Below are 24,640 nucleotides of genomic sequence, written 5' to 3'. Positions count from 1 at the left end.
CATGGCGGAAAGCGAGAGCGGTCAGGACAAGACAGAAGACCCCACCGAGAAACGCAAGCGCGATGCCCGCGAGAAAGGCGAGATCGCGCGCTCCAAGGAGCTGAACACGGTGGCGGTGACCCTGGCCGGCGCCGGTGGCCTGCTGGCGTTCGGCGGCCACCTGGCCGAGACGCTGCTGGAGATGATGCGCATGAACTTCAGCCTGACCCGCGACATCATCGTCGACGACCGGGCCATGGGCGCATTCCTGCTGGCCTCGGGCAAGATGGCGATATGGGCGACGCAGCCGGTGCTGATCCTGCTGTTCGTGATCTCCTTCGTGGCGCCTATCGCCCTGAGCGGTTTCCTGTTCTCCGGCAGCCTGTTGCAGCCCAAGTTCAGCCGCATGAACCCGTTGTCGGGGATCAAGCGCATGTTCTCGATGCATGCCCTGACCGAGCTGCTCAAGGCGCTGGCCAAGTTCTTCGTGATCCTGGTTGTGGCGGTGGTGGTGCTGGTCAACGATCGCCAGGCCTTGCTGTCGATCGCCAACGAGCCGCTGGAGCAGGCGATCATCCACAGCCTGCAGGTGGTGGGCTGGAGTGCGTTGTGGATGTCGGCCGGGCTGCTGCTGATTGCCGCTGCGGACGTGCCGTTCCAGCTGTGGCAGACGCACAAGAAAATGAAGATGACCAAGCAGGAAGTGCGCGACGAGTACAAGGACAGCGAGGGCAAGCCCGAGGTCAAGCAGCGTATTCGCCAGTTGCAGCGCGAGGTGTCGCAGCGGCGCATGATGGCGGCGGTGCCGCAGGCCGATGTGATCATCACCAACCCGACGCACTATGCGGTGGCCCTGCAGTACGACCCGGAGAAGGGCGGGGCGGCGCCGTTGCTGCTGGCCAAGGGTACCGACTTCTTGGCCTTGAAGATTCGCGAAATCGGTGTGGAGCACAAGATCCAGATCCTCGAATCGCCGGCGCTGGCGCGGGCGATCTATTACTCCACCGAGCTTGAGCAGGAAATCCCTGCCGGGCTGTACCTGGCTGTGGCGCAGGTGCTGGCCTATGTGTTCCAGATCCGCCAGTACCGGGCGGGCAAGGGCAAGCGGCCAGAGCCGCTGAAAGACGACCTGCCGATCCCGCCGGACCTGCGCCGCGACAGTTGACCTTGTGTCAGGGCTCCTGGCCCTTTCGCGGGTAACCCGCCACAGGCATGGCGCCGCCCTCGAGCGTCGGCAAGGCTGCTGCCATTTAACTAACTCTTCAATAGGTGCGACTGATATTTTTGTCAGTTGATGAAAATTCGAAAGGTTGTGAGGATGATCGCTCTTCAATAGGGTGGTTTCTCCATGAACAGATCTCGAAATGACTCGACGAAGTTTTTGGCAGTTGGTCCATCAAATTCGGTCTACTATGCTGGCCGTGCTGGTGGCCGGCAACACTTGGCATTCACGCCGTATGGTTTTGGGTGGTGCGTGCCCGCTGGTTTTTCATTGTTGGCATTCAATGGTCAACTGGCAGATGCACGAACGGGTTTATATTTATTGGGTGCGGGTCGCCGGGCTTATAGCCCGGTTCTGATGAGGTTCATCAGTGCCGATCCGACTAGCCCGTTTGGTGTGGGAGGCATCAATGCCTTCGCATATTGTGAAGGCGACCCGGTTAACTATAGCGATAACTCCGGGCTTAATCGGGGCTCGATCCCTACGGTGCCTTCACGTGGGCGGTGGATGAGTCCACGTTTCGTAGAGGGCGGGCTTCAAAATAGGGGCAGGCCAGAAGCCCGGCCCTATCATGTGGGGCAGCGCCGTCATTCGTTCAATGGGTTTGATCGGCCGGAATCGAAAACGCTCGTTGGATTTCATGCTTCGAAAACCCAATATGCGGAAGCGCTGACTGGAACTTTACAAGGCCGTAAAGACGTATTGAGGACTCCACTTGGTCAGCATAAAAGATTCGGCGTAGATCAGCACTACTTCAGGCCTGATAACGAGTTTGGATCGGGTCTTTACGCTGGTGAGTTGGCAGTTGCTGAGTTTTATGCAGCAAAGCGGGGTGCTCAGAGTCAGGCCTCCACCACGGTGTTTAGTGTCTATGTGGACAATGCCCAGGGTATGCAACCCGGCTTGCACTATCATGCAGGGCTGCTGAAACACGATGCAAAACCTCCGTATCCCGAAACGCCGTTCTTCTATCAATTCGCATTGTTGCCAAGGGTGATATCGCGCGTATCGCTCCGAGTGGAAGAGGTGCGTGGCAGGGTCGTTCAGCCACTGAGGTCCATTGAAGTATGACGCTACCAATGGTTTGCCTGGCATGGACAGCGGCCAGAGCGACTGAAAGACGAGTTGCCGGTTCGCCTGACCTGCGCCGCGACAGTTAACCTTGTGTCAGGGCTTCTGGCCCTTTCGCGGGCGCGCCCGCTCTCACAGCAATCTCACTGCCCTTGGGGCGACGCCGCACCTGTGGGCATGCCCGCGAAAGGGCCGGTACAGGCAACATAAATCCCCCGTCGAGCAAAGTTGGAAAGCTTCTTGCAAAGCCAGCGCCAGGCGCCCCCTGTGCGTCAAAGTTTTGCATCAAGAGGACTCGCGGTGGATCGCACTCAGTTAATCAGCAACGCCCGTAACAACCTGGCCGGGCTCGGCCGGGGCAACCTGGGTGTGCCGCTGTTGCTGCTGGTGATGTTGGCAATGATGATGTTGCCGATACCGCCGTTCCTGCTCGACGTGTTCTTCACCTTCAACATCGCCCTGTCGATCGTGGTACTGCTGGTCTGCGTGTATGCCCTGCGCCCGCTCGACTTCGCCGCGTTCCCCACTATCCTGCTGGTGGCCACGCTGTTGCGCCTGGCCCTGAACGTGGCCTCCACCCGGGTGGTCATGCTGCATGGCCAGGAGGGCCACGGTGCTGCCGGCAAGGTGATCCAGGCCTTCGGCGAGGTGGTGATCGGCGGTAACTATGTGGTCGGTGGCGTGGTGTTCGCCATCCTCATGATCATCAACTTCGTGGTGGTGACCAAGGGCGCCGGGCGTATCTCGGAAGTGAGCGCGCGTTTCACCCTCGACGCCATGCCCGGCAAGCAGATGGCCATCGACGCCGACCTCAATGCCGGCCTGATCGACCAGGCCCAGGCCAAGCACCGTCGTGCCGAAGTGGCGCAGGAAGCCGAGTTCTACGGTTCGATGGACGGTGCCAGCAAGTTCGTCCGCGGTGACGCCATCGCCGGCCTGCTGATCCTGTTCATCAACCTGATCGGCGGCATGCTGATCGGCATGCTGCAGCACGGCATGAGCTTCGGCGACGCCGGCAAGGTGTACGCCTTGCTGACCATCGGTGACGGTTTGGTGGCGCAATTGCCATCACTGCTGCTGTCCACCGCTGCCGCGATCATGGTTACCCGGGCCTCGGGCTCCGAGGACATGGGCAAGCTGATCAACCGGCAGATGTTCGATTCGCCCAAGGCCCTGGCGGTGTCCGGCGCGCTGATGATCGTCATGGGCCTGGTGCCGGGCATGCCGCACGTGGCCTTCCTCAGCCTCGGCCTGCTGGCCGGTGGCGGTGCCTACCTGGTGTGGAAGAAACAGCAGAAAGCCAGGCTGCAGGCGCAGCAAGAGGCGCAGCGCCAGCAGGACCTGCTGCCCTCGCCGCAGCGCGCACTGGAGACCAAGGAACTGGGCTGGGACGACGTCACGCCCATCGACATGATCGGCCTGGAGGTTGGCTACCGGCTGATCCCGCTGGTCGATCGCAACCAGGGTGGCCAGCTGCTGGCGCGGATCAAGGGCGTGCGCAAGAAGCTGTCGCAAGACCTGGGCTTCCTCATGCCCACCGTGCACATCCGCGACAACCTCGACCTGCAGCCCAGTGCCTATCGCCTGACCCTGATGGGGGTGATCCTGGCCGAGGCCGAGATCTACCCGGACCGCGAGCTGGCAATCAACCCGGGGCAGGTGTTCGGTACCCTCAACGGTATTGCCGCACGTGACCCGGCGTTTGGTCTGGAGGCCGTGTGGATCGACGTTGGCCAACGCTCCCAGGCGCAGTCGCTGGGCTACACCGTGGTCGACGCCAGTACCGTGGTGGCCACCCACCTCAACCAGATCCTGCAGAAGCACTGCCACGAGCTGATCGGCCACGAAGAGGTCCAGCAGCTGCTGCAAGTGCTGGCCAAGGCATCGCCTAAACTTGCAGAAGAACTGGTGCCTGGTGTCATTTCCTTGTCAGGCCTGCTCAAGGTGCTGCAAGCGCTGTTGTCGGAACAGGTGCCAGTGCGCGATATTCGCAGTATCGCCGAGGCGATCGCGAACAACGCCGGCAAGAGTCAAGATACCGCCGCGCTGGTGGCGGCGGTGCGCGTCGGATTGTGTCGCGCCATCGTGCAAAGCATTGTCGGCGTTGAGTCGGAGCTGCCAGTGATTACCCTGGAGCCAAGGTTGGAACAGATTTTGCTGAATAGTCTGCAAAGGGCCGGGCAAGGTCAGGAAGATGGTGTTCTTCTGGAACCGAGCATGGCCGAGAAGCTGCAGCGTTCGTTGATCGAGGCGGCCCAGCGCCAGGAAATGCAGGGCCAGCCGGCCATCCTTCTGGTCGCCGGCCCGATCCGTGCCATGCTGTCGCGTTTCGGTCGTCTGGCTGTACCGAATTTGCATGTTCTGGCGTATCAGGAAATACCTGACAACAAGCAAGTCACCATCGTTGCCACCGTGGGCCCTAACGGCTGAGGTAGGGGATAATGCAAGTTAAGCGATTTTTCGCCGCCGATATGCGTCAGGCCATGAAGCTGGTCCGCGATGAGCTGGGCGCCGATGCCGCGATCATTGGCAACCGCCGCATCGCTGGCGGTGTCGAACTGACGGCTGCGCTGGACTACAAGCTGTCCGCCCTGGCCCCGCGTGTGCCCAACGCCGAGCTGGAAGAAGAGCTGCGCAAGACCCATACGCGCATCGCCACTGCCCAGGCCGAGCTGGACCACCGCCCGGACAGCAGCGACAACAACCGCCAATTGTTCGCCGGGCAGTCGCTGACCGCCGCCGAGCCGTTGATCGAGCCCCATGTCGATGCTCCCGAGGCCATTGCTGCCGCCCCTGCGTCGGCACCGGTAGACCCGCGCCTGTTCGATGCCATGCGCTCCGAGCTGTCGGGCCTGCGCGAGCTGCTGGAAGTGCAGCTCGGTTCGCTGGCCTGGAATCAGCTGCAGGGCAGCAAGCCGCAGCAGGCCACCGTCTGGCGTCGCCTGCAGCGCATCGGCCTGTCCGGGCCGATCGCCCGCGAGTTGCTGGACCTGACCGCCGAGATCGATGAACCACGCCACGCCTGGCGCATGCTGCTGGCGCACCTTGCGCGGATGATCGAGATCCCCGAGGTCGAGCCGATCGAAGAGGGCGGGGTGATCGCCATGGTCGGCCCGGCCGGCATGGGCAAGACCACCACCTTGGCCAAGCTGGCCGCCCGCTACGTGCTCAAGTACGGCGCGCAGAACCTGGCGCTGGTGAGCATGGACAGCTTCCGCATCGGCGCCCAGGAGCAGTTAAAGACCCTGGGCCGAATCCTCAACGTGCCGGTGACCTATGTCGACCCGGGCCAGTCGTTGGCCGCGGCGCTGGAGCCGCTGCTGCGCAAGCGCGTGGTGCTGATCGATACCGCCGGCCTGCAGGCCAGCGACCCGGCCCTGCGCATGCAACTGGAGACCCTGGCCGGGCGTGGCATTGCCGCCAAGAACTACCTGGTGCTGGCCACCACCAGCCAGAAGCAGGTGCTGACCGCCGCCTACCACAGCTACAAGCGCTGCGGCCTGGCCGGTTGCATCCTGACCAAACTCGATGAAACGGCGAGCCTTGGCGACGTGCTGAGCCTTGCCATCAGTCATGAACTGCCAGTGGCCTACCTGACCGATGGGCCGCGCATTCCTGACGACCTGCACCTGCCTCGGGGGCACCAGTTGGTCACCCGCGCGGTCAATGTGCAGCAGCAGGACGAGCCCAGCGAAGAGGCCATGGCCGACATGTTCGCTGATCTCTATCACAACCCACGGCGAGCGGGTTGATGATGAAGCGTGTGCAAGGTAGCTATGCCAAAGGGTACGCAGAATTGCCCTACGTGTGGCCTGAGTCCCAGCGAGACAAGGTAAATAACAGACATGGGTAGCATGCATCCCGTACAGGTGATCGCCGTGACCGGTGGCAAAGGTGGCGTCGGCAAGACTAACGTTTCAGTGAACCTGTCCCTGGCGCTGGCCGAGCTTGGCCGTAGGGTCATGCTGCTCGACGCCGACCTGGGCCTGGCCAATGTCGACGTGCTGCTGGGCCTTACCCCCAAGCGGACCCTGGCCGATGTCGTCGAAGGGCGCTGCGAGCTGCGCGACGTGATGCTGCAGGGCCCCGGTGGTGTGCGCATCGTGCCGGCGGCATCGGGCACGCAGAGCATGGTGCACCTGGCCCCGGCCCAGCATGCCGGGTTGATCCAGGCGTTCAGCGAAATCGGCGACAACCTTGACGTGCTGGTAATCGACACCGCAGCCGGTATCGGTGACTCGGTGGTCAGCTTCGTCCGTGCCGCCCAGGAAGTGCTGCTGGTGGTATGCGACGAACCCACCTCGATCACCGATGCCTACGCCCTGATCAAGTTGCTCAACCGCGACTACGGCATGAACCGTTTCCGTGTGCTGGCCAACATGGCGCAGAGCCCGCAGGAAGGGCGCAACCTGTTCGCCAAGCTGACCAAGGTCACCGACCGCTTCCTCGACGTTGCCCTGCAGTACGTAGGCGCCGTGCCGTATGACGAGTGCGTGCGCAAGGCGGTGCAGAAGCAGCGCGCGGTCTACGAAGCCTTCCCGCGCTCCAAGTGCGCACTGGCCTTCAAGGCGATTGCCCAGAAGGTCGACAGCTGGCCGCTGCCGGCCAACCCGCGTGGCCACCTGGAGTTCTTTGTCGAGCGCCTGGTGCGGCCCACCAGCGCGGGACCTGTGCTATGAATGCCAGCGGCTTCAAGATGTACAGCCGGGCGTCGAAAGACGCCCAGTACGAACTGATCGAACGCTATGCCCCGCTGGTCAAGCGCATCGCCTACCACCTGCTGGCGCGGTTGCCGGCCAACGTGCAGGTCGAGGACCTGATCCAGGCCGGCATGATCGGCCTGCTGGAAGTGGCCAACAAATACGACGCCAGCAAGGGCGCCAGCTTTGAAACCTACGCCGGCATCCGCATCCGCGGGGCCATGCTCGATGAAGTACGCAAGGGCGACTGGGCACCGCGTTCGGTGCACCGCAACACACGCATGGTCAGTGACGCGATGCGTGCCGTTGAAGCCAGAACCGGCCGTGACGCTAAAGATCATGAAGTTGCTGCCGAACTCCAATTGAGTCTCGATGATTACTACGGGATCTTGAACGATACCCTGGGCAGCCGCCTGTTCAGCTTCGACGACCTGTTGCAGGACGGCGAGCACGAAGGGCTGCATGAGGATGGCGCCAGTGGCCACGTCGAGCCTGCGCGTGGCCTGGAGGACGAGCGCTTCCAGGTTGCCCTTGCCGAGGCCATCGCCAACCTGCCGGAGCGTGAACGCCTGGTACTGGCGCTGTACTACGACGAAGAGCTGAACCTCAAGGAAATCGGTGAGGTGCTTGGGGTCAGCGAGTCGCGGGTCAGCCAGTTGCACAGCCAGTGTGCCGCGCGCCTGCGCAGCCGCCTGGGGGAATGGCGGGCACGTTGAGCCCGGTGTCGTTGCAGTCGTTTTCCACGTGCGTTTTCCATGTTGCACCGATTTGATTGAATGCGCGCTCGCAGCCGAGCGCGTTTGAGACTGCTTGGAGGTCTACTTGAACAAAGACATGAAAATCCTCATCGTTGACGACTTTTCGACGATGCGGCGGATCATCAAGAACCTGTTGCGTGACCTGGGCTTCACCAACACCGAAGAAGCCGATGACGGCATCACGGCGCTGCCGATGCTGGAAAACGGCCACTACGATTTCCTGGTGACCGACTGGAACATGCCCGGCATGTCCGGCATCGACCTGCTGCGTAAGGTGCGAGCCAGCGACAAGCTGAAAGGCATGCCGGTACTGATGGTGACAGCCGAGGCCAAGCGCGACCAGATCATCGAAGCGGCCCAGGCCGGCGTAAATGGCTACGTGGTCAAGCCGTTCACCGCCCAGGTGCTTAAAGAAAAGATCGAGAAGATCTTCGAACGCGTCAACGGCTGAGTCACGTCAGGGGGCGCGCCATGGATTCATCACAAACGTCTTTGGGCGAGTTCGAATCGACCCTGAAGAAACATGCCCAGGAGCTGGTCGAAAGCCTGGAGCGGGGCCGTTTCGGCGAGGCGGTGCAGCTGATTCACGAGCTGAACCAGACCCGCGACCGCGGCCTGTACCAGGAAGTCGGCAAGCTGACCCGCGAGCTGCACAGTGCCATCGTCAGTTTCCAGATCGACCCGACCATGCCGCAGGCCGAGGAGGTGTCGCAGATAACCGACGCCACCGAGCGCCTGTCGTACGTGGTCAGGCTCACCGAGGGCGCGGCCAACCGCACCATGGACCTGGTCGAGGAAAGCACCCCGGTGCTCAACGACCTGGCCAGCGAGGCCACGGCCCTGAGCACCGACTGGCAGCGCTTCATGCGCCGCGAAGTGGCCGCGCCGGAGTTCCGTGAGTTGGTCAAGCGCGTCGACAGTTTCCTGACGCACAGCGCCGAAGGTAACCGCAAGGTCGCCGGCCACCTGAACGACATTCTGCTGGCCCAGGACTATCAGGACCTGACCGGCCAGGTGATCAAGCGCGTCACCAACCTGGTCACCGAGGTGGAAAGCAACCTGCTCAAACTGGTGCTGATGGCCAGTCAGGTCGACCGTTTTGCCGGTATCCAGCATGACCACGATCAACTGCGCGCAGAAAAAGATCGAGAAAAACATCCGACTCGGGGTGAAGGTCCGCAGATTCATGCCGATAAGCGTGAAGACGTCGTGTCCGGTCAGGATGATGTCGATGATCTGCTGTCCAGCCTGGGTTTTTAAGGAGCACGTTTGATGAGCTTCGGCGCCGATGAAGAAATCCTCCAGGATTTCCTGGTAGAAGCCGGCGAAATTCTTGAGCAACTGTCCGAGCAACTGGTCGAGCTGGAAAGCCGGCCCGATGATGCCGACCTGCTCAATGCGATCTTTCGCGGTTTCCACACTGTAAAAGGGGGCGCCGGCTTCCTTCAGCTGAACGAGCTGGTGGAGTGCTGCCATATCGCCGAGAACGTGTTCGACGTCCTGCGCAAAGGTGAGCGCCGGGTCGACGCGGAACTGATGGATGTGGTGCTCGAGGCACTGGATACGGTCAACAGCATGTTTGGCCAGGTGCGCGAGCGTGCCGAAGTGACCGCTGCCACCCCCGAGCTGCTGGCGGCACTGTCGCGCCTGGCTGAGCCGGGGGGGGCCGAAGCCGTTGAAGCGCCTGCCGCTGCGGCGCCGGAGCCGGTTGCCGAGGCGCCGGCCGAGGAGCAGGACATCACCGACAGCGAGTTCGAGCAGCTGCTCGATTCGCTCGATGCGGTCAAGGCACAAGCTGCGGCCGAGGAGCAGATGCAGGGCGAAACCGTCAGCGGCGAAGGTGACGAAATCACCGATGCCGAGTTCGAGTCGCTGCTCGACCAGTTGCACGGCAAAGGCCAGTTCAGCGCCGAGGTTGCCGCGCAGCCGGTCGCCAGCACGCCAGAAGCAGCCAGCGACGAAATTACCGACGCCGAGTTCGAATCGCTGCTGGACCAGTTGCATGGCAAGGGCACTTTCCAGGCCGATGCCTTGCCCGCCGCCAAGGCGCCGGCGCCTGCCGCAGCTGACACCAGTGCAGCCGGCGACGAAATCAGCGAACACGAGTTCGAGGCGCTGCTGGACCAGTTGCACGGCAAGGGCAAGTTTGGCGGCGATGTTGCCGCCGTCGACGCCCCGGCTGCGGCCAAGGTGCAAGCGCCGGCCGCGGCCAAGGCCGACAGCCAGCCCGTGGCCAAGCCAGCTGCTGCGCCGGCACCGGCGGCAGCCAGCAAGCCTGCCTCGGCACCGCGTGCCCCGGCCCCTGCCGCCGACAAGCATGGTGCCAGCGAAGCGGAGACCACCGTGCGGGTCGATACCGCGCGCCTGGACGAGATCATGAACATGGTCGGCGAACTGGTGCTGGTGCGTAACCGCCTGGTGCGCCTGGGCCTGAACAGCGGCGACGAGGCCATGTCCAAGGCCGTGTCCAACCTCGACGTGGTTACCGCTGACCTGCAGACCGCGGTGATGAAAACCCGCATGCAGCCGATCAAGAAAGTCTTCGGCCGCTTCCCGCGTCTGGTTCGCGACCTGGCCCGCCAGCTGAAGAAAGAGATCAACCTGGAGCTGGTCGGCGAAGAGACCGACCTCGACAAGAACCTCGTCGAGGCTCTGGCCGACCCGTTGGTGCACTTGGTGCGCAACGCCGTCGACCATGGCGTGGAAATGCCCGATGAGCGTGAAGCTTCCGGCAAGGCGCGCACCGGCCGCGTGGTGCTTTCGGCCGAACAGGAAGGCGACCACATCCTGCTGTCGATCTCTGACGACGGCAAGGGCATGGACCCCAGCATCCTGCGCGCCAAGGCCGTGGAAAAGGGCCTGATGGACAAGGACGCCGCCGATCGCCTGAGCGAGTCGGACTGCTACAACCTGATCTTCGCCCCGGGCTTCTCGACCAAGACCGAGATTTCCGACGTATCCGGCCGTGGCGTGGGCATGGATGTGGTGAAGACCAAGATCTCCCAGCTCAACGGCTCGATCAACATCTTCTCGGCCAAGGGCCAGGGCTCGAAGATCGTCATCAAGGTGCCGCTGACCTTGGCGATCATGCCCACCCTGATGGTGATGCTGGGCAACCAGGCGTTCGCCTTCCCGCTGGTCAACGTCAACGAGATCTTCCACCTCGACCTGTCGCGTACCAACGTGGTCGACGGCCAGGAAGTGGTGATCGTGCGCGACAAGGCGCTGCCGCTGTTCTACCTCAAGCGCTGGCTGGTTCAGGGCCAGGTGCACGAAGAGCAGCACGAGGGCCACGTGGTGATCCTGTCGGTCGGCACCCAGCGCATCGGCTTTGTCGTCGATCAACTGGTTGGCCAGGAGGAAGTGGTAATCAAGCCGCTGGGCAAGATGCTGCAGGGCACCCCGGGCATGTCCGGGGCCACCATCACCGGCGACGGTCGCATCGCGTTGATTCTCGACGTCCCGAGCATGCTCAAGCGTTACGCCGCGCGGCGTATTTGATTTCGGTGGCGCACCCTGGCGGGTTGCGCCGCCTAATGGAGTGTTTATGGCAGTCAAGGTCCTGGTGGTGGATGATTCCGGTTTCTTCCGCCGCCGCGTCTCGGAAATCCTCTCGGCAGATCCGACGATCCAGGTAGTGGGTACCGCGACCAACGGCAAGGAAGCAATCGACCAGGCGCTGGCGCTCAAGCCCGATGTCATCACCATGGACTACGAAATGCCCATGATGGACGGCATCACCGCGGTGCGGCACATCATGCAGCGATGCCCGACGCCGGTGTTGATGTTCTCGTCGCTGACCCACGAAGGCGCCCGTGTCACCCTCGATGCGCTGGATGCCGGAGCAGTGGATTACCTGCCGAAGAACTTCGAGGACATTTCGCGCAATCCTGAAAAGGTCAAGCAGCTGCTGTGCGAGAAGGTGCATACCATTTCTCGCAGCAACCGCCGTTTCGGCAGCTACGCAAGCCATGCGCCGGTCGCAGCACCTGCGCCAGCAAGCAGCAGCCACGCACCCGCCAGCAGTTTCGCCAGCCCGGCAGTGGCGCGCACGCCTGCGCCTGCCCGTGCGGCGGCCCCGGCAGCGGCGCCAGTGCACTCGCCGGCACCCAAGCGCAAACCTTACAAACTGGTGGCCATCGGCACTTCCACAGGCGGCCCGGTCGCCCTACAGCGGGTGCTGACCCAGCTGCCGGCCAATTTCCCGGCGCCGATCGTGCTGATCCAGCACATGCCAGCGGCCTTCACCAAGGCCTTTGCCGAACGCCTGGACAAGCTGTGCCGCATCAGCGTCAAGGAAGCCGAGGATGGCGACATCCTGCGCCCTGGCCTGGCTCTGCTGGCCCCTGGCGGCAAGCAGATGATGATCGACGGCCGTGGCGCGGTGAAGATCCTGCCCGGTGACGAGCGCCTGAACTACAAACCATGCGTGGACATCACCTTCGCCTCGGCGGCCAAGTCGTATGGCGACAAGGTGCTGTCGGTGGTGCTTACCGGTATGGGCGCCGATGGCCGCGAAGGTGCGCGCCTGCTCAAGCAGGGCGGTAGCACGGTGTGGGCCCAGGATGAAGCCAGCTGCGTGATCTATGGCATGCCCATGGCCATCGTCAAGGCCAACCTGGCCGACGCGGTGTACAGTCTGGACGAAATTGGCAAGCACCTGGTGGAGGCGTGCGTCTGATGGACGTGCTCAGCCTGATCGGCCTGATCCTCGCCTTTGTCGCCATCGTCGGTGGCAACTTCCTCGAAGGCGGCCATGTCGGTGCCCTGATCAATGGTCCGGCGGCGCTGATCGTGCTGGGCGGCACCCTGGCTGCGGCCTTGCTGCAGTCGCCACTGTCGTCGTTCAAGCGTGCCTTGCAGATTCTGCGCTGGATCCTGTTTCCGCCACGGGTCGACCTGGCGGGCGGGGTCGACCGCGTCGTCAACTGGAGCCTGACCGCGCGCAAGGAAGGCCTGCTGGGCCTGGAAGGGGTGGCCGACAGCGAGCCTGACCCGTATGCGCGCAAGGGCCTGCAGCTGCTGGTGGATGGCGCCGAGCCAGAGGCCATCCGCAGCATCCTTGAAGTCGATTTCCTGACCCAGGAAAGCCGTGATATCCAGGCCGCCAAGGTGTTCGAGAGCATGGGGGGCTACGCGCCGACCATTGGCATCATCGGTGCGGTGATGGGCCTTATCCACGTGATGGGCAACCTGGCCGACCCGTCGCAGCTGGGCAACGGCATTGCCGTGGCCTTTGTCGCGACCATCTACGGTGTGGCCAGCGCCAACCTGGTGCTGCTGCCGATCGCCAACAAGCTCAAGGCCGTCGTCATGCGCCAGTCGCGTTACCGCGAGATGCTGCTCGAGGGCCTGCTGTCGATTGCCGAGGGTGAGAACCCGCGCTCGATCGAGCTGAAGCTGCAAGGCTTCATGGAGTAACCCATGCGTCGCCGTCGTCATACCGAGGAACACGAAAACCACGAACGCTGGCTGGTGTCGTACGCCGACTTCATCACCTTGCTGTTCGCTTTTTTCGTGGTGATGTACTCGATTTCCTCGATCAACGAGGGCAAGTACAAGGTCATTTCCCAGGCCTTGCTCGGCGTGTTCAACGACCCCGAGCGCAGCATGAAGCCGATCCCTATCGGCGAAGAGCGGCCGCTGAGCGTGCGCCCGGCCGAGCCGTTGGTGAAGGACAGCGAGCAGACCGAGGCGGGCCTGGGGGCGACCAGTGTCGACCCGCTGAAAACCATCAGCGATGACGTGCGCGACGCCTTTGGCGACCTGATCAACAGCGACCAGATGACCGTGCGCGGTAATGAGCTGTGGATCGAGATCGAACTCAACTCATCGTTGCTGTTCGGCAGTGGCGATGCCATGCCCAGCGACAAGGCATTTGCCATCATCGAGAAGGTGGCCGGCATTCTCAAACCGTTCGCCAACCCGGTGCATGTCGAAGGCTTTACCGACAACCTGCCGATCCGCACCGCGCAGTACCCGACCAACTGGGAGCTGTCGTCGGCGCGGGCGGCGAGCATCGTGCGCCTGCTGGCCATGGAAGGCGTCAACCCGGCGCGCATGGCCTCGGTCGGCTACGGCGAGTACCAGCCGGTGGCAAGCAACGACACTGCCGAAGGCCGTGCGCGCAACCGCCGCGTGGTGCTGGTGATTTCGCGCAACCTCGAAGTGCGCCGCAGCCTGACTGGCTCGGGCAGTGCCAATGCCAAGCCGGATGCTGCATTGCGCCGGGCTGGCACACAAAGTGCACCGGCAACGCCAGCAACGGTGGCGGGGCAGTGAACCGTCAATTCCCCGACGTTGCTATGAACACGATGTTGAAGATGGCGCTGTCCCCTGTGGGAGCGGGCATGCCCGCGAAGCAGACGACGCGGTGAATGGCACCGGCTGCACCGGTGTTCGCGGGCTCGCCCGCTCCCACAGGGATCGTGCAGGCTTTTAAATAGTTGTTTCTACAGTGTCCCTGCCAAATCAATAGATAGAGTTTGCTTGATGAGAGTCTGGGCAGTAGCCAATCAAAAAGGTGGCGTCGGCAAGACCACCACTACCATCGCCCTGGCCGGCCTGCTGGCCGAGGCCGGCAAGCGCGTGGTCGTCGTCGACCTCGACCCGCACGGCTCGATGACCAGCTATTTCGGGCACAACCCCGATGCCCTGGAGCACAGCTGCTACGACCTGTTCCTGCACAAGGGAGCGGTGCCCGAGGGGCTGCCCGGGCAATTGCTGCTGCCCACCAGTGACGAACGCATCTCGCTGTTGCCATCGAGCACCGCGCTGGCGGTGCTGGAGCGCCAGTCACCGGGGCAGAACGGCCTGGGCCTGGTGATCGCCAAGAGTCTGGCGCAGCTGTGGCAGGATTTCGACTATGCCCTGATCGACAGCCCACCCTTGCTCGGTGTGCTGATGGTCAATGCGCTGGCAGCCAGTCAGCAGCTGGTGATCCCGGTGCAAACCGAATTTCTCGCGGTCAAGGGCCTGGAGCGCATGGTCGGTACCCTGGCCATGGTCAACCGCTCGCGCAAGCAGGCGCTGCCGTACCAGATCGTGCCGACCCTGTTCGACCGCCGTACACAGGCCTCGCTGGGCACGCTCAAGCTGCTGCGTGACACCTACGGCCAGCATGTGTGGCAGGGCTACATCCCGGTGGATACGCGCCTGCGCGATGCCAGCCGCAAGGGCGTTACGCCCTCGCAATTCGACAGCAAGAGCCGCGGGCTGATTGCCTATCGGGCGCTGCTCAAGCACCTGCTCACCTACAAGACTGCAGCGCAGGTGGCCTGATGACCCAGACCCGGCAAACCAGCACCCGGCCACAGATGGCCCTGCAATCGTACCTCGACGGCCTGCTGCAGGAGGCCACCGAAGCCGAAGACCTGTTCGAGGCGCCGGAGGCGGCGGACAAGTTCGCCGAAGCCGTGCGCGAAGAGCAGGCGCGTGATGCCTTGCAGCAGGCCAGGCCGGTGCCAGCCGAAGCAACCGTCAGCCCTGCACCGCGGCCCTTCGCCGAGCCCAGGTTGGCGGTGCTGCCCAGCGTGATGCCGGTGGAAGCACCGGTGGTGGCGGTGGTCGAGCGCGAGGTGGTGGCCGAAGCCAGCATCCCGGTGCAGGTCGAAGAGCAAACCGTGGAACCGGCAGTGCCGCTGGTGGATGTGCACCTGCCGGCACCCAACCTGCCAGTGCCTCCGGCGACCGTCGATGGCCGCCCGGCCTGGGCCGCCGAGCCGTTCGAATGCCTGCTGTTCGACGTGGCCGGCTTGACCCTGGCGGTGCCGCTGGTGTGCCTGGGCTCGATCTACACCCTGGCCGGCCAGGAACTGACGCCGCTGTTCGGCCAGCCCGACTGGTTCCTGGGCATCCTGACCTGCCAGGCCGGCAACCTGAAGGTGCTGGACACCGCGCGTTGGGTGATGCCCGACCGCTACCGCGATGACTTTCGCCAGGGCCTGCAGTACGTGATTTCCGTGCAGGGCTACGAATGGGGGCTGGCCGTGCACCAGGTCAGCCGCTCGCTGCGCCTGGACCCGTCCGAGATCAAGTGGCGCAGCCAGCGTGGCCAGCGTCCGTGGCTGGCCGGCACGGTGATTGAACACATGTGTGCACTGCTCGACGTCGCCGCACTGGCCGAGCTGATCGCCAGTGGCGCGGTCAAGCAGATGCACGCCAAACAGAAATGACACCGAACACACCGCCGATGGCGGATTTTGAGGGTAGGGGAATGAAAAAGTCGTCTGCACAAGGTTCCGAAGATCCGATCCTGCAGTGGGTTACCTTCCGTCTGGACAATGAGTCCTACGGCATCAATGTGATGCAGGTGCAGGAAGTGTTGCGCTACACCGAAATCGCTCCGGTGCCGGGTGCGCCAAGCTACGTGCTGGGCATCATCAACCTGCGCGGCAATGTGGTGACCGTGATCGACACCCGCCAGCGCTTTGGCCTGATGCCGACCGAAGTCACCGACAACACCCGTATCGTCATCATCGAGGCCGACAAGCAAGTGGTCGGTATCCTGGTCGACAGCGTGGCCGAGGTGGTGTACCTGCGCCAGTCCGAGATCGAGACCGCGCCGAACGTGGGTAACGAAGAGTCGGCCAAGTTCATCCAGGGCGTGTGCAACAAGAATGGCGAGCTGCTGATCCTGGTCGAGCTGGACAAGATGATGACCGAGGAAGAGTGGTCCGAGCTGGAGAATATCTGAGTTGATCCTACAGGTTGCTGTCATCTTCCTGGCGCTGGTCTGGGCGTTGAGCCTGTGGTTTTTCCTCAATTACAGCAAGCGCCAGCGCGAGCTGGCTGCGCAGCAGGCTGAGGGTGATGCCCTGCGAGACCAGCGCATCAAGGACCTGGCCAAGCGCCTGGACGACTACCAGAACGGTACCGTGCGCATGGGCGAAGCGCTGCACGACCTGCGCGTGGCGGTTGCCCCGCTGCCCGACAAGATCCAGCAGTTGGAGCAACGCGACCCGCACAATGTCACCTTCACCCAGGCGGCCAAGCTGGTGGGTATGGGTGCCAGCGTGGCCGAGCTGACCGAAAGCTGCGGCCTGACCCAGGCCGAAGCGGAGCTGATGAGCAAGCTGCACCGCAGCGGCTGATGGCCTGAAAACCCAGCAAAGATTGCCGGGGCCGCTCTGCGGCCCTTTCGCGACACAAGGCCGCTCCTACAGGGAACCCGTACGCTGTGCGGCTTATGTCGTGCTCCAGGAATGGTTACCGCCTACCTTGGCAAAGCGGTTGAGTGGCAGCAGTCCATGCATGGCCTGCTGGCTGCCAGGCAGGTCGATGAACGGGTGCTCGTTGATCCGCGGCATGCCATAGAGGCTTATGACCTGTCGCAGGGTACGTAACCCTGGCAAGTGGCGGTCGATCACATCGCTGAGCATGGCCGGGCCCGTGAGGCGGCTGAGGCGGTTGGCGTAACGGTAGAAGTTTGCCGGGTCATCGGCCAGGCTGGGTTTGCTGTCGTAGAAGTCCGGGTTGGTCTGGAAGCGCGCGTGCATCTCTTCGGATATGGCTGCCAGCGTCGGGTTGCCAGGGTGGCTACCGATCAGGCTGGTGTTGTACAGGCAGTTCATGCCCATCTTTTCGTTGGACATGGGCGGTGCCAGCAACAGGCCGTCGGGCGTTGTGCTCAACTCGACCTGATCGATGGCTTCGCCAGGGCTGCCCGCGGGATGCCCGTCGATGACCTGCGGGTACTCCCCGGGGGCGAGCAGGGTATCGTCCACATCCATGTACACCCCCCCTTCGTGGTGCAACATCGGGTAGCGCAGCACATCGGATGCCGAGGCATAGTTGGTGGCGATCCCGCCATTGCCGTCCAGCGCGGCATCGTACTGCGCGTAGTACCTGCTCTGCCGAAAGGCTCTGAAAAACGCTTGCTCCTCCAGTGGCAAAACCTGCAGGCCGGGGGCCTGCCGGGCCAGCAGGCGCAGGTTCTCGGCATAGGCTTCGGGCGCGGCGTTGGAAAGGAACAGCCGCAGGGTATATTCGCTGCCCTTGAGCCGCGCAGCATTCTGGCCCAGGTTGGCCAGCAACTTGGGGCTGAGGAGCTTGTCGCCGACCCACAGGCAAGTAATCGTTTTCGGGATCGGGTAGCTGTTGTCAGCCAGCGTCGGGACGTGCACCGGCAGCGGAAGGTCGATGCCCAGCGCCCGCAGGCTGCGGGTGCGCATGGCGTTGGTGATGGTGCGGGAAGCGGGGGCAGGGATCAGGTCCCTGCTGCCAGCCGTGGCAATGTAGCCGACCGGATCGACCTCATTGAGGTCTTCCTCGCGGATGAAAGCGTCCCGTTCCACGTCATAGACCACTCGATCGCTGTAGCCATCGATTTGCGCTTCCAGGATGTCGAAGCCGCTGTCATAGCGAGGTACCCGTATGACCGAGTCGGCAATGGCCTGGTCACCTTCGGGCAATGGCATGATCGAGTCCGGGACGTGGAAGTAGCGGGCACCTTCCGGCGACGGTATGCGCGGTGGCGAGATAGGGCTCAACGGGTAGCCGATCTGTTCGTTCAACCGTGTGGGGGGTACGAATACATCGCTTTTGAACACGAACAAGGCCTTTGCCTGGTTGGCACCTGCCATTGCCAGCGGCAGGGCGTTGAACAGGCCCCAGGCTATATTGCCAACCCCGTCCTGCCTTTGCTGCAGCGTCTTGCCGTTGATGGCCTGGTCAAGCCCCAGGCCGAGCTGCGCGATGCCGCCCACCGCCAGCAGAGGCGCCAGCCCCGGCACGACCAGGCACAGGGGCGCCAGCAGGTTGAGCGTGGTGGTCAGGTAGCCGAGCCAGCGGGCCTTGCTGACCTGGCTATCGCGGGTAATCAGGAAGTCCGCATCATCGTAGCTGCGTTGGCGCTGGCGTTCGGCTAGCGCCTGGAACAGGTCACCCTCGATCCTGGGGTTGTACTTGCCGGGCCGGTAATTGACGTAGGTGCGGGGTGGCCAGGTACCGTCGTCGTTGAAGAAGCCGTGTTCGGGTGGGAGCGAGTGATGGCTCGGGTAGGCGCCCAAACCCTCCAGGGCGGTGTCCAGGCCGCTGAAGTCGATGCCTTGCGGAAGGTCGGCGAGGCGGAAGTGCTGCTTCAGCGCCTGGCGCCTGGCGGGGTCTTTGCACTGCTGGCCGACCCAGTCCTTCAGGTGGTTTTCGCTGGCGAACTCCAGCAGGGGTGAGCTGTTGCCGGGCACGTACAGCACGGTCAGGTCGCTGGCGGCGTCGTTCAGGTAGAGGATGTCGGTGGCGGCGTAGCCATAGATGTTCAACGTGCTCTTGCGCAGCTTTGTGCCAGCTGGCATCAGCCCTGCGGCTTGCCAGACGAGTCTTCTGGCCGCTTCACCAAGGCTGCCTTCGCTGACCTGCTTGTTGCAGGCCGCGATGAAATTGAGTTTGCAGGCCAGCCGGTGGTCTTGCAGGTGTTCGCCCCAGTAGCGGTCCAGCTGGGCTTTGAATGGCATGTGGAAGTCCAGTACCTCGATGAAGCGCTGGAAGGCTTCAGCGGCGATTGGCAGGTGGGTCGAGGCGTCATAGCGCTGCGGCGTGGTGCGACGGAACAGCCCATTGAATACCTCGAATGCGGCGCCGTAAGCGTTGAAACCTGACGCTGGCAGGGTATCGACCAGGTGCAGCGGCCGGTCGGGCAGGGTGCCGGCCCAGGGGGCATGGAACAAGGCGCCGAACAGGTCGTTGTTGGACTCTCCCTGCCAGTTGCCCAGCAATGCCTGGGTCAGGCTGACGCATTGGCTGACCGCCGCCAGGTAGCGGGCCGGGCCATCGGGGCGGTAGTGCAGGGTCACGACGTCGATCTGGTCGGGGTCGAGATCAAAGCCCTGCTGCGCCAGCCATTGCCGGATCGCCCGGTTGGCTTCGCGGTCCGGGCGCGGCACATGGCTCAAGTGCTCGCGGACGTAGCTCACGCCGGCGGCGTTGATGTGGCTTGGAGACATGCTGTTTACCTTGCTCATCGGAGAAAATGGCAAGGCTGAACGGCTGGCGCTGGCGAAGGTGGTAGATAACTACCGGTCGGCTGGTGGCAGCAGGGCGGTAACGGGGGTGATGTCCTGCGGCGCAGCGGGTTCGTCGCTGAAGCCGGCGGGCACCTTGCCGCGCAACTGCCAGGCAAAGGCGATGATTTCGGCAATGGTCAGGTACAGGGCTTCCGGGATGTGCTCGCCCAGCTCCAGGCGCGCCAGCAGGCGCACCAGCTCGGCGTTTTCGTAGATCGGCACCTCGTGTTCGCGGGCCAGGGCCAGGATGGCTTCGGCCAGCGCGTCGTCGCCCTTGGCGCTGAGGGTCGGGGCCTGTTGGCCATCATAGGTCAGGGCGATGGCCTGGCGTGTGTGCTTCTGAGTCATGCGTTTTCATCCACCCAGCGTTGTTCTACCCGTGTGCGCGGGCCTTGTGGCGGTGTGCCGGGGTGGCATTCCAGGTCGCCAACGTCCAGGCCGCGGGCCAGCAGGCGTTCACGCAGGGCACCGAGCTGGGTGTCGATGAGCCGGGCGGTTTGTTCGCGTTCTGCCCACAGTTGCCCGCTCAGGCGGCCCTGGCTCAGTTGTGCCTGCACCTGCAACGGGCCAAGGGGCGACAGGTCGAAGGCCAGTTCGATACGCCACAAGGCTTGCAGCGGGTCTTGCACGTCGTGCTGGCGGTCGGCCTGCTGTTGTGGCGTTTCCTCGCGCTGCAGCTTGACCTGCAACGGGATGAACTCCTGGCCGTGACGGATCGGCACTTCGGTTTGCCAGGTGGTCTGCAGGTTGCCGTTTTCCAGGGTACCGGTTTGTTGCAGGCTGCTCATGGCATGGCTTTGCAGGCGCGATACAGCCGCGGCGGCCAGGCGTAGCAATTGTTGCAGGTCGCCTTCGTCCTCCATGGCCTTGAGCAGGCGCGACGGCAGCGGGAATGCGCCCGGCTGCGGCTTGGGGCTGACCCGTTCGAGCATGCCCAGCGCGCTGCGGGCCAGGGCCGGCATGGTAACGGCCAGGCTGGCGGGCGCCAGGTTGGGCGCCCCGGGTACGCTTGCCGGCGTGATGGTGATCAGCCGCAGCAAGTGGGCCTTGAGGTCGGTGGCGACGCTGGCCGGGAAACCGCCCAGCAGTTTGGCTTCGAGAAAGGCACCGCTGTTGTTCAGGGCCTGCGCCACTGCCTTGGCATCACCCAGTTGCCGGGCTTCTGGCAGGCTCGCCAGCAGGCGTTCGGCGCTGGCTCGCAATTCGCCATCGGCGCCCGGGTCGCGGGCCACCTGTTGCAGGGCATTGAGCAGGCCGGGCAGCGAAGCCTGGCGGTTTTGCTGGGTCAGCAGCTGCTGGGCAATGCTGAGCTGGTCCTGGCGGCCGCTGAGCGGTACGAAACGCAACGACTGGTCGCCCTGCACCAGCGCGCTGAGCAGGCTGCCGACGGCCAGCGGTCGCGGGCTGTCCACGCTCAGGGTTGCGCCCGCCTGGGCACTGTTCAGCAGGCTGACCAGCGCCCGGTAGACGGCGGGCTGGCCGGGTGTTTGGGCCAGCGCCTGGTTGGTCAGGACCTTGCCCTGCAGCAGGGTGCCGACCGGCACCTTGCTGGTGTCCAGGCGGGTGAGGGTGGCGACCTGGCTGGCGCTGGCCTGCTGCAGCATGATCGCCAGGCGGTTGCTTTCGGTCTGGCTGACCGTGACCTGGCTACCTTGGGGCAGGGGCTGGCTGGCGCTGGCTTGCAGCTGGGTCTGAGTGCCGTTGGCCTGAATCAGTCGCAGTACCAGCTGGAAGTCCTGGCCCACCTGGCGTAACGACATGACCTCGGCCTGCGCGGTCTCGCCGGGGGCCATCAATCCGGGCTGCGGTTGCGTCAGGCGTAGCAGTTCGCCGGTCATGCCCGCCTTGAGAGCCTGGGGGCTGATCGCGGTTTGTGCGCCGAGACTATTGATTTCAGTCATGATTGTATACAACCTGTCGAACCCGCCCTCTTGGCAGCGCGGCGGTGCGTGTAATAATGCCGACCGTCCGTCGTTGCCAGTATAACGGCAGCGAGGGGGGCGACTTGAGACACAAGGGTTCTGGAGCGGTGTCGTCTGCTTCGCGGGCACGCCCGCTCCCACAGGGTTTTGCGCACCTATCGAGCACTGCGTAAAACCTTGTGGGAGCGGGTTTACCCGCGAAGCAGGCGACACCGCTCTGGAACCCTACAAAGATAAGGCGAAACCGTGACCCTTCACCTCCAAGCCGCGGGCCTGGCCTGCGAGCGCGACTGGCGCCTGCTGTTCGAGCATCTCGCTTTCGAGCTGCGGCCGGGCGACATGCTGCAGATCAGCGGCCCCAACGGCAGCGGCAAGACCAGCCTGCTGCGCCTGCTGGCCGGCTTGATGCAGCCGACGGCCGGGCAGATCCTGCTGGGCGGCAGGCCACTGGCCGAGCAGCGCCACGCCTTGGCCAGCATCCTGCTGTGGATCGGCCACGCCGCCGGCATCAAGGACCTGCTCACCGCTGAAGAGAACCTCACCTGGCTGTGCGCCCTGCACCAGCCGGCCAGCCGTGAGGCCATCTGGGCGGCACTGGCGGCCGTCGGCCTGCGTGGTTTCGAAGATGTGCCCTGCCACACCCTGTCCGCCGGCCAGCAGCGCCGCGTGGCCCTGGCCCGGCTGTATCTGGCCAGCCCGCCGCTGTGGATCCTCGACGAACCGTTCACCGCCCTCGACAGGCAAGGCGTGGCGCAGCTTGAAGCGCACCTGGCGGCCCACTGCGAGCAGGGCGGCACGGTGGTGCTGACCACCCACCACACGCTGGAACGCAAACCCTCCGGTTACCGTGAACTGAACCTGGGGCAATGGGCGGCATGAGCGTATTCATCCTGTTGTTGCGCCGCGAAGCGCGCCTGTTGTTCCGCCGCCCGGCCGAGCTGGCCAACCCGTTGGTGTTCTTCGCCATCGTGGTTGCCTTGTTCCCGCTGGCGGTCGGCCCGGAAAGCCAATTGTTGCAAACCTTGTCGCCGGGCCTGGTCTGGGTGGCGGCACTGTTGGCGGTGCTGCTGTCGCTGGACGGCCTGTTCCGCAGCGACTTCGAGGACGGCTCGCTGGAACAGTGGGTGCTGTCGCCGCATCCGTTGGCGTTGCTGGTGCTGGCCAAGGTGCTGGCGCACTGGATCTTTTCCGGGCTGGCGCTGGTATTGTTGGCGCCGCTGCTGGCGCTGATGCTGGGGCTGCCGAGCCATTGCCTGCCGGTGCTGCTTGGCTCGCTGCTGCTGGGCACACCGGTGTTGAGCCTGCTGGGCGCGGTGGGCGCGGCGCTGACAGTAGGTCTGAAGCGCGGCGGTTTGCTGCTGGCATTGCTGATTCTGCCGTTGTATATCCCTGTATTGATCCTGGGCAGTGGTGCGTTGCAAGCGGCGTTGCAGAATATGCCGGCAACCGGCCACCTGCTCTGGCTCGCCAGCCTGACGGCCCTGGCCGTGACCCTGGCACCCTTTGCGATAGCGGCCGGCCTGAAGATCAGCGTCGGCGAATAACGAGTCCCGGGCTTTCAAGCCCGGCCAATACCCTGGATGTACCCTGATGAAAATAAGCTGGACGTGGTTCCACAAGCTGGGCTCCCCCAAATGGTTCTATGCCATCAGCGGCCGCATGCTGCCGTGGCTTGCCGGCGCTGCCGCGCTCCTGCTGCTGGTCGGCATCACCTGGGGCCTGGCCTTCGCCCCCCAGGACTACCAGCAAGGCAACAGCTTCCGCATCATCTACATCCACGTGCCGGCGGCGATGCTGGCGCAATCCTGCTATGTGCTGCTGGCAGTGGCCGGGGTGGTGGGGCTGGTGTGGAAGATGAAACTGGCCGACGTCGCCTTGCAATGCGCCGCACCGATCGGTGCCTGGATGACCGCCGTGGCGCTGGTCACCGGGGCCATCTGGGGCAAGCCGACCTGGGGTAGCTGGTGGGTCTGGGATGCTCGCCTTACGTCCATGCTCATCCTGCTGTTCCTGTACTTCGGCATCATTGCGCTGGGCCAGGCAATCAGTAATCGTGACAGTGCAGCCAAGGCCTGCGCGGTACTGGCGATTGTCGGCGTGGTGAACATCCCGATCATCAAGTACTCGGTGGAGTGGTGGAACACCCTGCACCAGGGGGCCACCTTCACCCTCACGGAAAAACCGGCGATGCCCGCAGAAATGTGGCTGCCGCTGCTGTGCACGGCGCTGGGCTTCTACTGCTTCTTTGGCGCGGTGCTGTTGCTGCGCATGCGCCTTGAAGTGCTCAAGCGCGAGGCGCGTGCCAGCTGGGTCAAGGACGAAGTATTGAACAGCCTGGGGCGGAGGGGTGCACAATGAGTTTTGCCACCTTCGGTGACTTTCTCGCCATGGGCCACCATGGCCTGTACGTGTGGACGGCCTATGGCATCTGCCTGGCGGTGCTGGCGCTGAACGTCGCCACGCCCGTGCTGGCCCGCCGTCGCTACCTGCAAGATGAGGCGCGCCGTTTGCGCCGGGAGAACAACCAGTGAATCCGCAGCGCAAGAAACGCCTGTTGCTCATCGTCGGCCTGCTGGTCGGCGTCGGGGTTGCCGTCGGCTTTGCCTTGAGCGCATTGCAGCAGAACATCAACCTGTTCTACACCCCGACCCAGATCGCCAACGGCGAGGCGCCGCTGGACACCCGCATCCGCGCCGGCGGCATGGTCGAGAAAGGCTCGGTGCAGCGTTCGTCCGATTCGCTGGACGTGCGCTTCGTGGTCACCGACTTCAACAAGTCGGTACCGATTACCTACCGTGGCATCCTCCCCGACCTGTTCCGCGAAGGGCAGGGCATCGTCGCCCTTGGCAAGCTCAACGCCGACGGTGTGGTGGTGGCCGATGAAGTACTGGCCAAGCACGACGAGAAATACATGCCGCCCGAGGTCACCAAGGCCCTGAAGGAAAGCGGCCAGGCCGCCACCGGCGGGGAGGCCAAACCATGAACGCGG

24 protein-coding genes are annotated in these 24,640 nt (G+C 63.8%); 21 read left to right on the top strand and 3 right to left on the bottom strand.

The window, feature by feature from the left end:
• Position 1: 1 nt before the first annotated feature.
• The 16 genes from flhB (at position 2) to A4C63_RS11870 (ending at position 16,822) form a co-directional block, all read left to right on the top strand.
• Entirely contained in the window at positions 2 to 1,144 is a 1,143-nt protein-coding gene (flhB, locus tag A4C63_RS11945; protein ID WP_063912831.1) for a flagellar biosynthesis protein FlhB, read from the top strand.
• Positions 1,145 to 1,327: 183 nt separating this feature from the next.
• The gene (locus A4C63_RS25585) at positions 1,328 to 2,272 is read left to right on the top strand and encodes an RHS repeat-associated core domain-containing protein (RefSeq protein WP_082888308.1); all 945 of its coding nucleotides are present in this window, start codon (positions 1,328 to 1,330) and stop codon (positions 2,270 to 2,272) included.
• A 300-nt stretch (positions 2,273 to 2,572) separates the two neighbouring features.
• Complete coding sequence (flhA, locus tag A4C63_RS11935) at positions 2,573 to 4,702, top strand: flagellar biosynthesis protein FlhA (protein ID WP_063912829.1); 2,130 nt, start codon at positions 2,573 to 2,575, stop codon at positions 4,700 to 4,702.
• An 11-nt stretch (positions 4,703 to 4,713) separates the two neighbouring features.
• Positions 4,714 to 6,024, top strand: coding sequence for a flagellar biosynthesis protein FlhF (gene flhF / locus A4C63_RS11930; RefSeq protein WP_063912828.1), 1,311 nt, complete (start codon positions 4,714 to 4,716; stop codon positions 6,022 to 6,024).
• 84 nt (positions 6,025 to 6,108) lie between these two features.
• Positions 6,109 to 6,951: a flagellar synthesis regulator FleN gene (fleN, locus tag A4C63_RS11925; RefSeq protein ID WP_172827521.1), complete on the top strand. Its 843-nt coding sequence runs from the start codon at positions 6,109 to 6,111 to the stop codon at positions 6,949 to 6,951.
• Positions 6,948 to 7,688 (top strand): RNA polymerase sigma factor FliA, encoded by a 741-nt coding sequence (gene fliA, locus A4C63_RS11920; protein WP_063912826.1) that lies wholly within the window; start codon positions 6,948 to 6,950, stop codon positions 7,686 to 7,688. Before fleN ends, fliA begins: the two co-directional genes overlap by 4 nt.
• A 118-nt stretch (positions 7,689 to 7,806) precedes the next feature.
• Complete coding sequence (locus A4C63_RS11915) at positions 7,807 to 8,181, top strand: chemotaxis response regulator CheY (protein WP_172827513.1); 375 nt, start codon at positions 7,807 to 7,809, stop codon at positions 8,179 to 8,181.
• Between the two features lie 20 nt (positions 8,182 to 8,201).
• Positions 8,202 to 8,990 carry a protein phosphatase CheZ gene (locus A4C63_RS11910; protein ID WP_063912825.1) on the top strand — a complete coding sequence of 263 codons (789 nt, stop codon included), beginning with the start codon at positions 8,202 to 8,204 and terminating at the stop codon, positions 8,988 to 8,990.
• A 12-nt stretch (positions 8,991 to 9,002) separates the two neighbouring features.
• Complete coding sequence (locus A4C63_RS11905) at positions 9,003 to 11,231, top strand: chemotaxis protein CheA (protein WP_063912824.1); 2,229 nt, start codon at positions 9,003 to 9,005, stop codon at positions 11,229 to 11,231.
• A gap of 46 nt (positions 11,232 to 11,277) precedes the next feature.
• Positions 11,278 to 12,411 (top strand): chemotaxis response regulator protein-glutamate methylesterase, encoded by a 1,134-nt coding sequence (locus A4C63_RS11900; RefSeq protein WP_063912823.1) that lies wholly within the window; start codon positions 11,278 to 11,280, stop codon positions 12,409 to 12,411.
• Positions 12,411 to 13,151, top strand: coding sequence for a flagellar motor protein (locus A4C63_RS11895; protein WP_063912822.1), 741 nt, complete (start codon positions 12,411 to 12,413; stop codon positions 13,149 to 13,151). The genes A4C63_RS11900 and A4C63_RS11895 overlap by 1 nt, the downstream gene beginning before the upstream one ends.
• Before the next feature lie 3 nt (positions 13,152 to 13,154).
• Positions 13,155 to 14,012 carry a flagellar motor protein MotD gene (motD, locus tag A4C63_RS11890; RefSeq protein WP_063912821.1) on the top strand — a complete coding sequence of 286 codons (858 nt, stop codon included), beginning with the start codon at positions 13,155 to 13,157 and terminating at the stop codon, positions 14,010 to 14,012.
• A gap of 210 nt (positions 14,013 to 14,222) precedes the next feature.
• Positions 14,223 to 15,011 (top strand): ParA family protein, encoded by a 789-nt coding sequence (locus tag A4C63_RS11885; RefSeq protein WP_063912820.1) that lies wholly within the window; start codon positions 14,223 to 14,225, stop codon positions 15,009 to 15,011.
• Positions 15,011 to 15,904, top strand: a complete 894-nt coding sequence (locus A4C63_RS11880; RefSeq protein WP_063912819.1) for a CheW domain-containing protein — start codon at positions 15,011 to 15,013, stop codon at positions 15,902 to 15,904. Before A4C63_RS11885 ends, A4C63_RS11880 begins: the two co-directional genes overlap by 1 nt.
• Positions 15,905 to 15,945: 41 nt before the next feature.
• The gene (locus A4C63_RS11875) at positions 15,946 to 16,425 is read left to right on the top strand and encodes a chemotaxis protein CheW (RefSeq protein ID WP_003254393.1); all 480 of its coding nucleotides are present in this window, start codon (positions 15,946 to 15,948) and stop codon (positions 16,423 to 16,425) included.
• A 1-nt stretch (position 16,426) separates the two neighbouring features.
• Positions 16,427 to 16,822, top strand: coding sequence for a DUF2802 domain-containing protein (locus A4C63_RS11870; RefSeq protein ID WP_063912818.1), 396 nt, complete (start codon positions 16,427 to 16,429; stop codon positions 16,820 to 16,822).
• Positions 16,823 to 16,915: 93 nt separating this feature from the next.
• On the opposite strand, the gene A4C63_RS11865 is transcribed toward A4C63_RS11870, so the two are convergent.
• The 3 genes from A4C63_RS11865 to A4C63_RS11855 all read right to left on the bottom strand — a co-directional run bounded on the left by A4C63_RS11865 (position 16,916) and on the right by A4C63_RS11855 (position 21,630).
• Positions 16,916 to 19,669, bottom strand: coding sequence for a dermonecrotic toxin domain-containing protein (locus tag A4C63_RS11865; RefSeq protein WP_063912817.1), 2,754 nt, complete (start codon positions 19,667 to 19,669; stop codon positions 16,916 to 16,918).
• A 69-nt stretch (positions 19,670 to 19,738) separates the two neighbouring features.
• Positions 19,739 to 20,077: an EscU/YscU/HrcU family type III secretion system export apparatus switch protein gene (locus A4C63_RS11860; RefSeq protein ID WP_063912816.1), complete on the bottom strand. Its 339-nt coding sequence runs from the start codon at positions 20,075 to 20,077 to the stop codon at positions 19,739 to 19,741.
• Entirely contained in the window at positions 20,074 to 21,630 is a 1,557-nt protein-coding gene (locus tag A4C63_RS11855) for a flagellar hook-length control protein FliK (RefSeq protein WP_063912815.1), read from the bottom strand. The genes A4C63_RS11860 and A4C63_RS11855 overlap by 4 nt, the downstream gene beginning before the upstream one ends.
• 267 nt (positions 21,631 to 21,897) lie before the next feature.
• Here A4C63_RS11855 and ccmA point away from each other — a divergent pair, with 267 nt between their 5' ends.
• From ccmA to ccmE, 5 genes are read left to right on the top strand one after another with little or no spacing between them, the layout of a single operon-like run.
• On the top strand, positions 21,898 to 22,530 hold the full coding sequence (gene ccmA / locus A4C63_RS11850; protein ID WP_063912814.1) for a cytochrome c biogenesis heme-transporting ATPase CcmA: 633 nt from the start codon (positions 21,898 to 21,900) through the stop codon (positions 22,528 to 22,530).
• Complete coding sequence (gene ccmB / locus A4C63_RS11845; protein ID WP_013973563.1) at positions 22,518 to 23,195, top strand: heme exporter protein CcmB; 678 nt, start codon at positions 22,518 to 22,520, stop codon at positions 23,193 to 23,195. Before ccmA ends, ccmB begins: the two co-directional genes overlap by 13 nt.
• 46 nt (positions 23,196 to 23,241) lie before the next feature.
• Entirely contained in the window at positions 23,242 to 24,009 is a 768-nt protein-coding gene (locus tag A4C63_RS11840) for a heme ABC transporter permease (protein WP_063912813.1), read from the top strand.
• Positions 24,006 to 24,182 carry a heme exporter protein CcmD gene (gene ccmD, locus A4C63_RS11835; RefSeq protein ID WP_003257324.1) on the top strand — a complete coding sequence of 59 codons (177 nt, stop codon included), beginning with the start codon at positions 24,006 to 24,008 and terminating at the stop codon, positions 24,180 to 24,182. The genes A4C63_RS11840 and ccmD overlap by 4 nt, the downstream gene beginning before the upstream one ends.
• Entirely contained in the window at positions 24,179 to 24,634 is a 456-nt protein-coding gene (ccmE, locus tag A4C63_RS11830; RefSeq protein ID WP_019096399.1) for a cytochrome c maturation protein CcmE, read from the top strand. Before ccmD ends, ccmE begins: the two co-directional genes overlap by 4 nt.
• The last annotated feature ends 6 nt before the right edge of the window (positions 24,635 to 24,640 follow it).

It is taken from the genome of Pseudomonas sp. p21, from assembly GCF_001642705.1.
Taxonomy (GTDB): Bacteria; Pseudomonadota; Gammaproteobacteria; order Pseudomonadales; family Pseudomonadaceae; genus Aquipseudomonas.
Note: the sequence above shows the minus strand (reverse complement) of the source record. Positions and strands in the feature narration are given on the sequence as shown.

Bases quoted from the DNA above. Each gene is read 5' to 3' on its own strand.
- A4C63_RS11910 (WP_063912825.1), top strand. From the start codon at position 8,202: ATGGATTCATCACAAACGTCTTTGGGCGAGTTCGAATCGACCCTGAAG.
- A4C63_RS11840 (WP_063912813.1), top strand. From the start codon at position 23,242: ATGAAAATAAGCTGGACGTGGTTCCACAAGCTGGGCTCCCCCAAATGG.
- A4C63_RS11885 (WP_063912820.1), top strand. From the start codon at position 14,223: ATGAGAGTCTGGGCAGTAGCCAATCAAAAAGGTGGCGTCGGCAAGACC.
- ccmD (WP_003257324.1), top strand. From the start codon at position 24,006: ATGAGTTTTGCCACCTTCGGTGACTTTCTCGCCATGGGCCACCATGGC.
- A4C63_RS11875 (WP_003254393.1), top strand. From the start codon at position 15,946: ATGAAAAAGTCGTCTGCACAAGGTTCCGAAGATCCGATCCTGCAGTGG.
- fliA (WP_063912826.1), top strand. From the start codon at position 6,948: ATGAATGCCAGCGGCTTCAAGATGTACAGCCGGGCGTCGAAAGACGCC.
- A4C63_RS11865 (WP_063912817.1), bottom strand. From the start codon at position 19,669: ATGTCTCCAAGCCACATCAACGCCGCCGGCGTGAGCTACGTCCGCGAG.
- A4C63_RS11880 (WP_063912819.1), top strand. From the start codon at position 15,011: ATGACCCAGACCCGGCAAACCAGCACCCGGCCACAGATGGCCCTGCAA.
- A4C63_RS25585 (WP_082888308.1), top strand. From the start codon at position 1,328: ATGAACAGATCTCGAAATGACTCGACGAAGTTTTTGGCAGTTGGTCCA.
- flhB (WP_063912831.1), top strand. From the start codon at position 2: ATGGCGGAAAGCGAGAGCGGTCAGGACAAGACAGAAGACCCCACCGAG.
- A4C63_RS11895 (WP_063912822.1), top strand. From the start codon at position 12,411: ATGGACGTGCTCAGCCTGATCGGCCTGATCCTCGCCTTTGTCGCCATC.
- A4C63_RS11915 (WP_172827513.1), top strand. From the start codon at position 7,807: ATGAAAATCCTCATCGTTGACGACTTTTCGACGATGCGGCGGATCATC.
- A4C63_RS11855 (WP_063912815.1), bottom strand. From the start codon at position 21,630: ATGACTGAAATCAATAGTCTCGGCGCACAAACCGCGATCAGCCCCCAG.
- ccmB (WP_013973563.1), top strand. From the start codon at position 22,518: ATGGGCGGCATGAGCGTATTCATCCTGTTGTTGCGCCGCGAAGCGCGC.
- A4C63_RS11900 (WP_063912823.1), top strand. From the start codon at position 11,278: ATGGCAGTCAAGGTCCTGGTGGTGGATGATTCCGGTTTCTTCCGCCGC.
- A4C63_RS11860 (WP_063912816.1), bottom strand. From the start codon at position 20,077: ATGACTCAGAAGCACACACGCCAGGCCATCGCCCTGACCTATGATGGC.
- motD (WP_063912821.1), top strand. From the start codon at position 13,155: ATGCGTCGCCGTCGTCATACCGAGGAACACGAAAACCACGAACGCTGG.
- A4C63_RS11905 (WP_063912824.1), top strand. From the start codon at position 9,003: ATGAGCTTCGGCGCCGATGAAGAAATCCTCCAGGATTTCCTGGTAGAA.
- flhF (WP_063912828.1), top strand. From the start codon at position 4,714: ATGCAAGTTAAGCGATTTTTCGCCGCCGATATGCGTCAGGCCATGAAG.